At 59.7% G+C, this 13,386-nt stretch carries 14 protein-coding genes; 1 reads left to right on the plus strand and 13 read right to left on the minus strand.

Annotation, left to right across the window (positions count from 1 at the left end):
• Position 1: 1 nt before the first annotated feature.
• The 12 genes from QZ268_RS16000 to QZ268_RS16055 all read right to left on the minus strand — a co-directional run bounded on the left by QZ268_RS16000 (position 2) and on the right by QZ268_RS16055 (position 11,959).
• On the minus strand, positions 2 to 241 hold the full coding sequence (locus tag QZ268_RS16000; protein ID WP_295454605.1) for a DUF5337 domain-containing protein: 240 nt from the start codon (positions 239 to 241) through the stop codon (positions 2 to 4).
• A 51-nt stretch (positions 242 to 292) separates the two neighbouring features.
• Positions 293 to 1,462, minus strand: a complete 1,170-nt coding sequence (locus QZ268_RS16005; RefSeq protein ID WP_295454606.1) for an NADH-quinone oxidoreductase subunit E — start codon at positions 1,460 to 1,462, stop codon at positions 293 to 295.
• A complete protein-coding gene (locus QZ268_RS16010) occupies positions 1,462 to 2,673 on the minus strand; it encodes an NADH-quinone oxidoreductase subunit D (RefSeq protein ID WP_295454608.1) in 1,212 nt (403 codons plus the stop codon). Before QZ268_RS16010 ends, QZ268_RS16005 begins: the two co-directional genes overlap by 1 nt.
• Positions 2,673 to 3,278, minus strand: a complete 606-nt coding sequence (locus QZ268_RS16015) for an NADH-quinone oxidoreductase subunit C (RefSeq protein WP_295454610.1) — start codon at positions 3,276 to 3,278, stop codon at positions 2,673 to 2,675. The genes QZ268_RS16010 and QZ268_RS16015 overlap by 1 nt, the downstream gene beginning before the upstream one ends.
• Positions 3,279 to 3,301: 23 nt before the next feature.
• Positions 3,302 to 3,835, minus strand: coding sequence for an NADH-quinone oxidoreductase subunit B (locus tag QZ268_RS16020; protein WP_027239745.1), 534 nt, complete (start codon positions 3,833 to 3,835; stop codon positions 3,302 to 3,304).
• The gene (locus QZ268_RS16025; protein ID WP_027239744.1) at positions 3,826 to 4,191 is read right to left on the minus strand and encodes an NADH-quinone oxidoreductase subunit A; all 366 of its coding nucleotides are present in this window, start codon (positions 4,189 to 4,191) and stop codon (positions 3,826 to 3,828) included. The genes QZ268_RS16020 and QZ268_RS16025 overlap by 10 nt, the downstream gene beginning before the upstream one ends.
• A gap of 335 nt (positions 4,192 to 4,526) precedes the next feature.
• Positions 4,527 to 5,309, minus strand: coding sequence for a crotonase/enoyl-CoA hydratase family protein (locus QZ268_RS16030; protein ID WP_295454612.1), 783 nt, complete (start codon positions 5,307 to 5,309; stop codon positions 4,527 to 4,529).
• 49 nt (positions 5,310 to 5,358) lie between these two features.
• The gene (locus QZ268_RS16035) at positions 5,359 to 6,216 is read right to left on the minus strand and encodes a hydroxymethylglutaryl-CoA lyase (protein WP_295454613.1); all 858 of its coding nucleotides are present in this window, start codon (positions 6,214 to 6,216) and stop codon (positions 5,359 to 5,361) included.
• Positions 6,217 to 6,278: 62 nt separating this feature from the next.
• Positions 6,279 to 8,222 carry an acetyl/propionyl/methylcrotonyl-CoA carboxylase subunit alpha gene (locus tag QZ268_RS16040; RefSeq protein WP_295454614.1) on the minus strand — a complete coding sequence of 648 codons (1,944 nt, stop codon included), beginning with the start codon at positions 8,220 to 8,222 and terminating at the stop codon, positions 6,279 to 6,281.
• A gap of 86 nt (positions 8,223 to 8,308) precedes the next feature.
• Positions 8,309 to 9,913, minus strand: a complete 1,605-nt coding sequence (locus QZ268_RS16045) for a carboxyl transferase domain-containing protein (protein WP_295454616.1) — start codon at positions 9,911 to 9,913, stop codon at positions 8,309 to 8,311.
• Positions 9,914 to 9,926: 13 nt separating this feature from the next.
• A complete protein-coding gene (locus tag QZ268_RS16050; RefSeq protein ID WP_295454618.1) occupies positions 9,927 to 10,199 on the minus strand; it encodes a hypothetical protein in 273 nt (90 codons plus the stop codon).
• Positions 10,200 to 10,390: 191 nt separating this feature from the next.
• Entirely contained in the window at positions 10,391 to 11,959 is a 1,569-nt protein-coding gene (locus QZ268_RS16055; RefSeq protein WP_295454620.1) for an AMP-binding protein, read from the minus strand.
• A gap of 146 nt (positions 11,960 to 12,105) precedes the next feature.
• On the opposite strand from QZ268_RS16055, the gene QZ268_RS16060 reads away from it, so the two are divergent.
• Positions 12,106 to 12,708 (plus strand): OmpW family outer membrane protein, encoded by a 603-nt coding sequence (locus tag QZ268_RS16060; RefSeq protein ID WP_295454622.1) that lies wholly within the window; start codon positions 12,106 to 12,108, stop codon positions 12,706 to 12,708.
• A gap of 100 nt (positions 12,709 to 12,808) precedes the next feature.
• Here QZ268_RS16060 and QZ268_RS16065 read toward each other — a convergent pair.
• Positions 12,809 to 13,386 (minus strand): acyl-CoA dehydrogenase family protein (locus QZ268_RS16065; protein WP_295454623.1); only part of this gene is annotated, 578 nt, incomplete at its 5' end.

Below are 13,386 nucleotides of genomic sequence, written 5' to 3' on the forward strand. Positions count from 1 at the left end.
CCTACCCTTGGTTTTCGTTTTTACTGGCCTGACGCATGCGCCAGAGTTGCAATATGTTGACCAATGCATAGATCAGCCCCGCAAGCGCGGCAAAATCAAACAAAATCGCGTAACGGCCAGGCATTCCAATTGCCGGGCCTATGATCATGGTCAAGGCCAACCAGGCCAGCATGGTTCCGGCAATCACCAATGAGATGTGCCGCCCCTTTGCTGCGATCGCCCTATCCAGATCAACGCTCATTCAGGTCCTCATATTTGTTTCCTGTCCGCCCCAACAGGGCAGCCAGGTGGATTATTCGTCGTCGTAACGGCCGTCTTTTTTGGCCTTCTTGGCAAAGTCGGTCTCATCCCCGGCGGCCAGCGAAGCAGCCTGCGCGATCCAACCATCCCGTTCGATACGACCTTTGAATTTCAAGCGGCTATCAACCCAGGCCACTTCGGCCGCGCCCCAACCGGCAATCTGATCAAAGTGGAAAAAGCCCAGATCGTTCAGGGTCTGCTCCAGCTTGGGACCAACACCCTTCAGCAGTTTCAGATCATCCGGCAGGCCACCGCGCGCTTCTTTCAGCGTCTCAGGTTCCACCTCAGCAACCTCAGCAGCGGCAGCTGGTTTGGCTGCAGGCGCTTTTGCAGGCGCGGATTTTGCTGCAGGGGCAGGCTTTTTCGCCTCTTCAACCTGTTTGGCAACCGGCTTGGGCGCTTCAGGGGCTTTGGGAGGCTGATCGGCGGCTGCACGACCGGCAACCACGCCATCCTTGCCAACCCAAGGGGTCAGCAAAGGCACTTCGTCGCCCTGGATGCGTTTGACGCTGTCGCCAATATCCATCGCCAGCTGCGCCGAAGCGTTATACTGCGTTTTGCCGCTGTCATATTCGGAAAGCGAGGTCAGACCGGACTGCGGCTCGGCGGCGTAGCGGCCATTTTGTGGCCCGGGCACAACGGTCTTGCCAGCGGCCAGATCATCCAGCATCTGGGCAAAGCCCTCTGCGGTGAGATCCTCAAAGTAGTCCTTGCCGATCTGCGCCATCGGCGCATTGGTGCAGGCGCCCAGGCATTCCACCTCTTCCCAGCTGAATTTGCCATCCGCAGACAGGGTATGCGGTTTTGCCGCGATCTTGTCCTTGCAGACCGCGATCAGATCCTCGGCGCCGCAGATCATACAAGACAGGGTGCCACAGATCTGCACATGGGCCACCGATCCGGTGGGCTGCATCTGAAACATGAAGTAGAACGAGGTGACTTCCAGCACCCGGATATAGGCCATACCCAGCATATCGGCGATATATTCAATCGCCGGCTTGGAGACCCAGCCTTCCTGCTCCTGTGCCCGCCACAACAGCGGAATCACAGCCGAGGCCTGACGGCCTTCGGGGAATTTGGTCAATTGCGCCTCGGCCCATTTCTGGTTCGCGGGCGTGAAAGCAAAACTTTCGGGCTGTTCTGAATGAAGGCGACGAAGCATTAGCGGTCAATCTCTCCAAATACGACGTCCATGGTGCCGATGATGGCAGCGACGTCGGCCAGCTGGTGGCCTTTTGCAACGTGGTCCATGGCTTGCAGATGCAGGAAACCCGGCGCGCGGATCTTGCTGCGGTAGGGTTTGTTCGACCCATCTGCCACCAGATAGACGCCAAATTCGCCTTTGGGGGCTTCGACGGCGGCATAGACCTCACCGGCGGGCACATGGAAGCCTTCGGTGTAGAGTTTGAAATGGTGAATGAGGCTCTCCATCGAGGTCTTCATGTCACCGCGTTTCGGTGGGCTCAGCTTGCCCCGTGCCATCACATCGCCGGTGGCTTCACGCAGTTTGGCGATGGCCTGACGGATGATCGACAGGGACTGGCGCATCTCTTCCATGCGGACCAGATAACGATCATAGCAGTCGCCGTTCTTGCCCACAGGGATCTGGAACTCAAACTCGTCATAACATTCATAGGGCTGGGCGCGGCGCAGATCCCAGGCCATGCCTGAGCCACGCACCATGACACCAGAGAAGCCCCAGTCGAGGATCTCTTGCTCTGTGACCACGCCAATGTCGCAGTTTCGCTGTTTGAAAATCCGGTTTTCGGTCAGCAATCCGTCGATATCGGCCAGAACTTTGGGGAATTCCAACGCCCAGAGGTCGATATCGTCCAGCAGATCATCGGGAATGTCCTGATGCACGCCGCCGGGACGGAAATAGGCCGCGTGCAGACGGGCACCGCAGGCGCGCTCGTAAAACACCATCAGCTTTTCGCGCTCTTCAAAGCCCCAGAGCGGCGGCGTCAGCGCGCCCACGTCCATGGCCTGAGTGGTGACGTTCAGCAGGTGGTTCAGAATGCGGCCGATCTCGGAATACAAAACCCGGATCAACGAGCCACGGCGCGGCACTTCTACGCCGGTGAGTTTCTCAATCGCCAGACACCAGGCATGTTCCTGGTTCATCGGCGCCACATAGTCGAGCCGGTCAAAATACGGCAGGTTCTGCAGATAGGTGCGGCTTTCCATCAGCTTTTCGGTGCCACGGTGCAGCAGACCGATATGGGGATCGCAGCGTTCCACGATCTCGCCGTCCAGCTCCAGCACCAGACGCAACACGCCGTGGGCCGCCGGGTGTTGCGGGCCAAAGTTGATGTTAAAGTTACGGATCTTCTGTTCGCCCGTCTGGGCGTCGTCGAATTTGGAGCCGTCCATTATTTTGCCCCCTCTTTTTCATCACCGGGCAGGATGTATTCGGCACCCTCCCAGGGAGACATGAAATCAAACTGACGGTATTCCTGCACCAGGCTCACCGGTTCATAGACAACGCGCTTTTCGGCCTCGTCATAACGGACCTCGGTATAGCCCGTGGTGGGGAAATCCTTGCGCAGGGGATAACCGCGAAAACCATAGTCGGTGAGAATGCGGCGCAGGTCCGGGTGGCCCGAGAACAGGATACCAAACATGTCGAAAACTTCGCGCTCAAACCAATTGGCGGAGGGGTGCACATCGACAATCGAGGGCACCATATCGTCTTCGCGCACCGAAACCCGCAGGCGAATGCGCTGGTTTTGGTACATCGACAGGAAATGATAGACCACATCAAAGCGTTTACCACGTTCGGGGTAATCCACCGCAGTGATATCCACCAGCGAAGAAAACTTGCAGGTGCTGTCGGTTTTCAGAAACTCAACCAGACCATTGATATTGGCCGGGGCCACATCAACGGTCAATTCATCAAAAGCGATATCCCAGGACAATACACAGTCAGGGCGTTTGGCTGCGATCTGAGTACCAAGTTCTTGCAGTGCTTCAGTCATTTATGTCTCTCCAGCCAGATCGCTTAGCGCACCAGGGTGCCGGTACGGCGGATTTTGCGCTGCAACTGCATCAGCCCATAAAGCAGGGCCTCAGCGGTGGGCGGGCAGCCCGGCACGTAGATATCAACTGGCACAATACGGTCACAGCCGCGCACAACCGAGTAGCTGTAGTGATAATATCCACCACCATTGGCGCAGGACCCCATCGAGATCACATAGCGTGGCTCGGGCATCTGGTCGTAGACCTTGCGCAGCGCTGGCGCCATTTTGTTGGTCAGGGTGCCGGCAACAATCATCACATCGGACTGGCGTGGGGAAGCCCGCGGGGCAATGCCAAATCGTTCCGCATCGTAGCGCGGCATCGAGGTATGCATCATCTCAACCGCGCAGCAGGCCAGACCAAAGGTCATCCAGTGCAGCGACCCGGTGCGTGCCCAGTTGATAATATCCTCCGTCGAGGTCAGCAGAAATCCCTTGTCCTGCAGCTCGGCGTTCAGCGCCTGGGTAGCAACTTCCTTGTCGATCCCAGCGGTGTTTGCTCCGGTCATCACTCCCATTCCAGAGCTCCCTTTTTCCACTCATAGGCAAAACCAATGGTCAGAACTGCCAGAAACACCATCATCGACCAGAAACCAGTATCGCTCATATCCTTGAAGCCAACGGCCCAGGGAAACAGGAAGGCAATTTCCAAATCAAAAATGATGAAAAGAATCGACACCAGATAAAATCGCACATCAAATTTCATCCGGGCGTCATCAAAAGCGTTGAAACCGCACTCATAGGCGCTGACTTTTTCCGGGTCAGGATTGCGAACAGCCAGTACAACTGCCGCCAGAATAAGAACAATTCCCAGGCCGACTGCGACGACCAAAAACACCAAGATCGGGAGGTATTCCCGCAACATCTCTTCCACGAGTGGCTCCTTTCCGAGCGCGCGGCTTCTCGCGCGCCGTCAATTGGCGTGTTGACTTGCGCATGTGTCTACTCCCACCCCCCCCTATCGTCAACCAAACCAATGGTGAAGAAAGTGGCTTTCTGTACAAGTCGCGACCCTGCGGCATCACTTAACGCTATTTGGGCCAGCAGGGGTTAATTTCTTATTATTTCCATAAGGAAAGGCGCCATGATTTCTCACGGCGCCCTGAAAACTGACATTCAAAATACTGGTTAACGCCGCCCCTAGGCGGCTTGGCTCTGCTCTGCTGCGGACCTGCAACAGACAGGCCTCTGCCCAGGTTCACTCCAGGTTCACCCCTGCCAACGGGGCTTACGCTTGTCAAAGAAGGCGCCGATGCCCTCTGAGGCCTCATCGCCTTCCCAGCGGCTGACCAGAGCGTCGATTGTCATGTCGATGGTCTCGTCATCCAGTCGTGGCCCCAGATCGCGGGTCAGTTTCTTTGCAGCCGCCACTGCGCCCGGAGCACAAGCCATATAAGGCAACACCTCGGCCTCGACCGCCGCCGCCAGATCCGCAGCGGGAACCGCCTTGGCCAAAAGCCCCAGCTCCACGGCTTCGGCAGCACCAAACAGGCGCGACGACATAAAGACCCGACGGGCGCGCGATTCTCCCATCCGCGCCACCACATAGGGGCCGATGGTGGCCGGGATCAAACCCAGCTTGGTCTCTGTCAGGCCCATCTTCAGATGATCGACACCAATGGCCACATCACAGACCGACGCCATGCCAACGCCGCCGCCAAAGGCATTGCCCTGGATGGCACCGATCAAGGGCTTTGGCAGCGTGTTCAGTATCTGCAGCATTTCTGCCAGAACCCGCGCCTCGGCGCCACGGGTGGCGGCATCTGCCTGCATCTGCTGCTGCATCCAGCCCAGATCGCCCCCGGCACAAAAACTTTTGCCTGCACCCGTCAGCACAACAACGCGCACATCGTCATCCAAGGCCAGTTGCTGCGCCGCCAATTTCAGCTCCTGCAGCATCTCGCCAGACATCGCATTGTGCTTTTCCGGACGGTTCAACGTCATGGTGGCAACGCCACGCGCGTCCTGTTCGATCAATACTGTCTTATACATTCTCAGTCCCTCTACCCTCTTCCCTCTGGCCCATGGTCTTAGACCCACATTAGCTGTCGCTGCGCATGGCCTGTGCCATCTCAGCCGCTTCAACCAGGACATCCCGGTCCAGGCCCGTCTCATAGCCGAGCCCCACCAGATGGTCCTGCACGGCCTCGGTGGCAACATTGCCTGCAGCGCCTGGCGCATAGGGGCACCCGCCCAGGCCACCTACCGCCGCATCAAACACCCGAACCCCCTGCGCCAGAGAAGCCTCGATATTGTCCAAGGCGCGTCCAGACGTGTCGTGATAATGGCCGGCCAGATGGCTGACCGGCACCCGTTTCGTTACGGCAGACAGCATTTTGCTGATGGTTTCTGGCGTGCCCTGCCCGATGGTGTCGCCCAGTGACACCTCATAGCAGCCCAGCAGATGCAGCGTTTCAGCCACCAAAGCCACCTGATGCGGATCCGTTGGTCCGTCAAACGGGCAATCAGTGACACAGGACACATAGCCCCGCACCGGCAGCTTGATGGCTGCGGCGGCCTGCAGAATGGGCTTGAACCGTTCAATACTCTCGGTGATGGAGGCATTGATATTGGCACGGGAAAATCCCTCCGAGGCCGAGGCAAACACCGCGATTTCATCCGCCCCTGCCGCTACCGCATCCGTGTAGCCACGCATATTGGGCGTCAGAGCCGCATAAGACACGCCCGGCGCACGGCTGATCCCGGCCAGAACCTCACCGCTGCCTGCCATCTGTGGCACCCATTTCGGCGACACAAAGCTGGCCACTTCTATGCGGCGAAAGCCGGCCTGGGACAGGCAGTCCACCAAAGCGATTTTCTCTGCCACCGGGATGGCGCGCTTTTCATTCTGCAGCCCGTCGCGCGGCCCCATCTCGAAGATCTCGACAGATTGGCTCATGGCGGATCCTTCCCTCTTCATCTTTCCAAAATAGTCAAACGGCCCAATCAGCAGCCCGCGCCTCAGTCCTCTTCCAGGCGCACCAGGGCCGCCCCAGCCTCAACCTGATCGCCACCCGCAGCCAGCACCTCAGCGACAACGCCGTCGCGCGCTGCCAGCAGCGAATGCTCCATCTTCATCGCTTCCAGAATGGCCAGTCGGTCGCCCTCTTTCACCACATCGCCAGCCTTGGCAAAAACCGCTTTCACCAGCCCCGGCATCGGCGCCACGATCACATTGAGATCGCCGCCGGCAGTGGCATCGCGGTCCAGCGGGTCGATCACCTCAAAGACGTGACCATATCCATCGAACACGGTGATTGTATTGCCCGCCTGGGCCATCGGAGGCAAACGATCACTGCTCAGCACCCATGTGCCGTCAGTGCAATAAGCGCAGATCTGATCCTCGGGATGGTCCGGAAACTCCCAGATCTGAAAGTCAGGCCCATCCACCTGGACCGTGGCCTCAAAGACCTCGCCCTGATAGCTGAGATGCACCGAGCGGCGCAGGTCGGACCACAGGGTAAAGCCAGCTGTGCTATCCAGGTCCACCAGGCCCAAGGCCTGCATTCCTGCCGCAGCCTTGTGTTCAAATTTCACCTGCGGCACCTGCACCAGCTGGTCCAGATCCCGTGCAATGAGCCCCGTGTCCACATCGCCGGCAGCAAACCCATCATGTGTCGCCAGCGCGCCCAGGAATGCCAGGTTGGTGACCGTGCCGCCCACCTCAGTCGCCGCCAGCGCCTGGGACAGGCGCGACAGGGCGATTTCGCGCGTCGGCCCATGCACAATCACCTTGGAGATCATCGGATCATACCAAGGGCTAATGGTATCGCCCGCCCGCACACCGCTGTCGGCCCGGCAATTGGCGGGGAATTTGAGATGGGTCAGGGTGCCGGTGGCAGGCAAAAAGCCTTTTGGCACATCCTCGGCATAGAGCCGCGCCTCAAAGGCATGGCCGTTGATCGACAGCTCATCTTGCTGTTTCGGCAGGCTCTCCCCTGCGGCGACGCGCAGCTGCCACTCCACCAGATCGACGCCGGTGATCAGCTCTGATACCGGGTGTTCCACCTGCAGGCGGGTGTTCATTTCCATGAACCAGAATCCATCGGCGCGCAGACCGTTGCTGCCATCGACGATGAACTCCACCGTCCCAGCGCCCTTGTAGCCGATGGCCTCGGCGGCGCGCACGCCTGCCTCGCCCATTGCGGCGCGCATTTCATCCGTCATTCCCGGCGCCGGGGCTTCCTCGATCACCTTTTGATGGCGGCGCTGCAGGGAACAGTCACGTTCAAACAGATGTACAGCCCGGGTGCCATCGCCAAAGACCTGGATTTCGATATGGCGCGGTTGCTGGATGTATTTTTCGATCAAGACATCCGGATTGCCAAAGGCGGTTGTCGCCTCGCCCTGGGCACTGGCCAGCGCCTCGGCAAACTCGGCAGGTGCTTCGACCAGGCGCATGCCTTTGCCGCCACCGCCGGCGACCGCCTTGATCAGCACAGGATAGCCAATCTTGTCGGCCTCGCCTTTCAGGAAATCCGCATCCTGGTTGCTGCCGTGATAGCCAGGCACAACCGGCACGCCAGCCTGTTCCATCAGCACCTTGGCGGCGTCTTTGAGACCCATTTTGCGGATCGCATCAGCGGAAGGGCCGATAAAGGCAAGGCCAGCCGCCTGCACCGCATCAACAAATTCAGGATTCTCCGACAGGAAACCATACCCCGGGTGGATCGCCTGGGCGCCGGTGGCCTTGGCCATGGCAATGATCTCGTCGCCCAACAGATAACTGTCGGCTGGGGCCGGACCATGGCCGATGTGGCAGGCTTCATCCGCCATGGCCACATGTTTCGCGGCGCGGTCCGCATCAGAATAGACGGCCACGGTTTTGACACCCATGGCGCGGGCGGTTTCCATCACCCGGCAGGCGATCTCGCCGCGGTTGGCAATCAGAATTTTATCAAACATGGGGTTGGGTCCTTTGTTTGGAAGGTCGGTCCGGGGGCGCTGCCCCCGGACCCCCGAGGTATTTTGGAAAGATGAAAGACGCGCGCTTACATGCGGAAGACGCCAAAGCGTGTTTCGTCGATCTCGGCATTGAGAGCGGCACGCAGGGACAGGGCCAGCACATCGCGGCTTTTGCGCGGGTCGATGATACCGTCGTCCCAGAGCCGCGCCGAGGCATAAAGCGGGTGGCTTTGCTCTTCGAACATATCGATTGTTGGCTGTTTGAACTGCGCTTCTTCATCCGCTGACCAGCTGCCGCCCTGACGTTCGATAGCGTCCCGTTTTACTGTTGCCAGCACGCCTGCGGCCTGTTCGCCCCCCATCACTGAGATGCGGGAATTGGGCCAGGTCCACAGGAAACGGGGCTGATAGGCCCGTCCTGCCATGCCGTAGTTGCCCGCGCCAAAAGAGCCGCCTACCAGCATGGTGATCTTGGGAACATTGGTGGAGGCCACGGCGGTGACCATTTTGGCGCCATGGCGGGCAATGCCTTCGTTCTCATATTTGCGGCCCACCATAAAGCCGGTGATGTTTTGCAAAAAGACCAGCGGGATTTTGCGTTGCGAGCAGAGCTCGACAAAATGCGCGCCCTTCTGCGCCGCTTCAGAGAACAGCACGCCATTGTTGGCGATGATCCCCACGGGGCAGCCTTTGACATGGGCAAAACCGGTGACCAGAGTTTCCCCGTAGCGCGGTTTGAACTCGTCAAAGCGCGAACCATCCACCAGCCGGGCGATGACTTCGCGGATGTCATAGGGGGTACGCAGATCGCCGGGCACCACGCCGAGGATCTCTGCCGGGTCATAGGCTGGCTCTTCGGGGGAGGCCCAGTTTACGGTTTGCGGCTTGGTGATATTGAGCGACTGCACCGCGCGGCGTGCCAGGGCCAGGGCGTGGGCGTCATCTTCGGCCAGGTAGTCGGCAACACCGGACAGGCGGGTGTGCACATCGCCACCGCCGAGATCTTCAGCCGAGACCACTTCGCCAGTGGCGGCTTTGACCAGAGGGGGGCCCGCTAGGAAGATGGTTCCCTGTTCTTTGACGATGATGGTGACATCGGACATCGCAGGCACATAGGCGCCCCCGGCGGTACAGGAGCCCATGACCACGGCGATTTGCGGGATGCCCTTGGCGGACATACGCGCCTGATTGTAAAAGATACGGCCAAAGTGGTCGCGGTCCGGGAAAACCTCATCCTGCTGCGGCAGGTTGGCACCGCCGCTGTCCACCAGATAGATGCAAGGCAGGCAGTTTTCCTCGGCAATCTCTTGCGCCCGCAGGTGTTTTTTCACCGTCATCGGGAAATAGGTGCCGCCCTTTACGGTGGCATCGTTGCAGACCACCATGACCTCTTGGCCATGCACCCGCCCGATACCGGCGATGACACCTGCAGCCGGGGCCGCGTTGTCATACATGTTATGGGCGGCTGTCGCTCCGATCTCGAGGAAGGGCGAGCCTGGATCCAGTAGGTTCGCCACCCGGCGGCGTGGCAGCATTTTGCCCCGGCCCTCATGGCGAGCGCGGGATTTTTCACCACCGCCCAGGCGGGCGGCCTCTGCCGCGTCGTCGATCTGGCCAAGCGCCTCAAGATGCGCAGCCTGATTGGCCTTAAAGGCTTCGGAGGAAGGCATTGCCTTGGATTTGAGTTTCATATTTGCGTCCTTCTCACCTGTTACGGTTTGATTGGTGGCGTTCAACCACGCGGAGTTTGAACCATTTCAAAAGCGCCGTTTGATAAGCGCAGAGTTCGGTGGCATTCAGGCCTGCAACCTGAGTCGTGGAGCAATCCGCCTGCGGCCACAGATCGGCAAATGCAGACGGGGCTTCAGCCTGCTCGGAGGCCTCACGATAGGTGCTTTCAATACGAGCGCCGTCCTGTTCCAGCCAGGAGGTCACATCAGCGAGACAATCTCCCTCAGACTGGATCTCCCGACCCATGTTGCAAAGTTCCCTCGCTTTAGAAACACAAAGCTGGAGCATTGGAGTTTGCAGAGGAACATCGAGGGTACGACTGCTGCAGGCCACGAGATACCCCTCAGTATCAAAACCCGGGCTTGGGTGCCTGTCCGCCGCTGCCAAGATGGGGGCCGGAACCAGTGCCAGGGCGGCAACACAGGATTGAAGGATTCTCATGCCCCGACCTCCCCAGCAGCCCTTGCTTTCAGCTCCTTGCGAATGACCTTGCCGGTCACGGTCATCGGCAGGGCCTCCAGAAAGGTGATTTCGCGGGGGTAGGAATACTGGGCCAGACGGTGCTTCACGTAGTCCTGCAGCTCTTTTTCGCTGGCGACGGCGCCGTCTTTCAGCACCACATAGGCTTTGACGATCTCGGTGCGCAGAGGATCGGGCTTGCCGACAACGCCCACGGTCGCGACGCTGGGGTGGGTCATCAGGCAGTCTTCGATCTCGGCAGGGCCGATGCGATAGCCAGCTGAGGTGATCACGTCATCCTCGCGGCCGACAAAACGCAGGAAGTCGCCCTCCCAGATGCCGCGATCGCCCGTTACCAGCCAGTCGCCGTGAAACTTCGCGGCTGTCTCATCGGGCCGGTTCCAATACTCCAGCATCATCGAGGCAGAGCCGCGCCGCACAGCGACATCGCCTTCTGCGCTGGTTGGTTTGCCCGCGGAATCAAGCACCGCCAATTGATGCCCCGGCACGGCCTTGCCGATGCAACCGGGACGCGGCGGGTAGTCGACACCACAGGAGGAAGCCACCATGTTACATTCGGTTTGGCCGTAGAACTCATTGATGGTCACGCCAAAGCTCGACTGGCCCCAAGCGAGCATCTCTGCGCCCAGGGGCTCTCCGCCAGACGCAACCGAGCGCAGGCCGTCGAGCCCCTGCCCCGCTGCTTTCAACATGCGCAGCGCTGTGGGGGGGAAGAACACATTGCGCACCTCGCCACGGCGCACCAGATCGGCGCAGGCCTCAGGGGTGAATTTGTCGAGCCGGGCGGCAACAACGGGCACCCCCAGCGCCAGACCCGGCATCAGGACGTCGAACAGCCCGCCAATCCAGGCCCAATCCGCCGGGGTCCACAGACAATCCCCTGGCTGGCCCAAATCATCATGGCTGATCGCCACGCCGGGCAAATGCCCGGTCAGCACCCGATGCCCATGCAGCGCGCCTTTGGGGCTGCCAGTCGTCCCGGAGGTATAGATCAAAATGGCCGGAGTGTCGGGCTTGGTCTGCGCAAAGGCCACCGCCTGCCCCGGCAGGGACACCTGATCTACCATCACCGCCTCGGCCAGATCACCCAGCAGCTCCGCGCCTTCGGGATCCGTCAACACAAAGGACACCCCTGCATCCCCTGCCCGCGAGGCCAGAGCGTCGCGTTTGAACAATTTGAAAAGCGGCACCGAAATGGCCCCCAGCTTCCAGATCGCCAGATGCGCGGCGGCGCACCAGGGGGATTGGCTCAGCAGAACGCCTACCCGGTCACCGGGCTGAATACGAGTCAGCAGGTAGCGCGCCAGCCCATCGACCATCTCAGCCAGGTCCCCATAGCTGATATCTCGCCGCTCAGCCCCGGTGAGATCAATCAGCGCCAGGGCGGCAGGGTCCTGCGCCAGGGCCTGCGCCGCCATATTCAACTGGTCCGGCAAGCGCCAAGACCCATCCGCAGCCAGTCCAATTGCGGCCAGTCGATCCGCGGCCGGTCCAGTTCCGGCCTGTGCAAAAGCTGTTTTTGTCATGTGACATTCCCAAAATGCATAGCCGATATGCTTATTCCCCCTGTGTTTCCAAAGGGAAAGCGACCGCCTCTTTGATCCAGATCAGAGCGCGTTTTTGATTTTGGGCGCAGATAGATCGGGTAAATACAAGAAAAGGGACTCTCCCCATGAAACGCTCTGCTTCCATCCTGGCCTTGGCAACAGCCTGCACTGTTCTGGCTGTACCGGCCTTTGCGCAATCGCAAGGTGATTGGACCTTTGGTGTTGGTGTCATCAACGTCAACCCCAAGTCCGACAACGGCACATTGGCTGGTGCCCCAGCGACAATGACCGACGACACGCAGATCTCTTTGACTGCAGAGTATTTCATCCGCGACAACCTCGGTATCGAATTGCTGGCGGCAACTCCGTTTGAGCACGACATCAACATCGGCGGCGCCTTTGCCGGCACCTCCAAGCAGCTGCCGCCCACCCTGTCGATCAACTACCACTTCCCCACCAAGGGCAACATCAAACCCTTCATCGGTGCTGGCATCAACTACACCACCTTCTTTGAAGAGCAGTCCGCTCTTGGTGTGCTGGAGCTCAAGGACAGCTGGGGGTTTGCACTGCAGGCTGGTGCCGACTGGCAGATCTCTGACAATGGCGCTCTGCGCCTGAACGTCCGCTATATGGACATCGACTCCGATGCATTCCTGAACGGAGCCTCGATCGGCAAAGCCGAAATCGATCCGGTCACCATTGGTGTCAGCTACGTTCACAGGTTCTGATCCTTTGATCTAATATCTATCGGTGGGCCCCTGCGGGCCTGCCACCCCGATAAGCAAAACCCCACCTGGCCTCCCTCGGACAGGTGGGGTTTTCTATATCTTACATGGTGCCCATCAGCTCACGACCGATCAGCATGCGACGGATTTCAGAGGTGCCCGCCCCAATTTCCATCAGCTTGGCATCGCGGAAGATCCGGCCCACGGGATTGTCGGACAGATAGCCCGCCCCGCCCAGCGCCTGTACCGCCTGATGCGCCTGCACCATCGCCTGCTCGGAGGCATAGAGGCAGCACGCCGCCGCATCCTGCCGGGTCACGGTGCCCTTGTCGCAGGCCTTGGCCACCTCGTAGATATAGGCACGGGCCGAATTCATCGCCGTATACATATCGGCCATCTTGCCCTGCATCAGTTGGAAGTTCCCGATGGGCTGCCCGAATTGCTTGCGCTCGGCCATATAGGGCATGATTTCGTCCAGGCAGGCGGCGATGATGCCGGTACCTATACCCGCCAGCACCACGCGTTCATAATCCAGGCCGGACATCAGCACGGCCACGCCGCGCCCCTCGGTGCCCAGCACGTTTTCAAACGGCACTTCGCAATCCTCAAAGATCAGCTCGCCGGTGTTTGATCCGCGCATGCCCAGCTTGTCGAAATGTGGGCCAGTCGAGAAGCCCTTGA

It is taken from the genome of uncultured Pseudophaeobacter sp. (assembly GCA_905479575.1).
Lineage (GTDB): Bacteria > Pseudomonadota > Alphaproteobacteria > Rhodobacterales > Rhodobacteraceae > Pseudophaeobacter.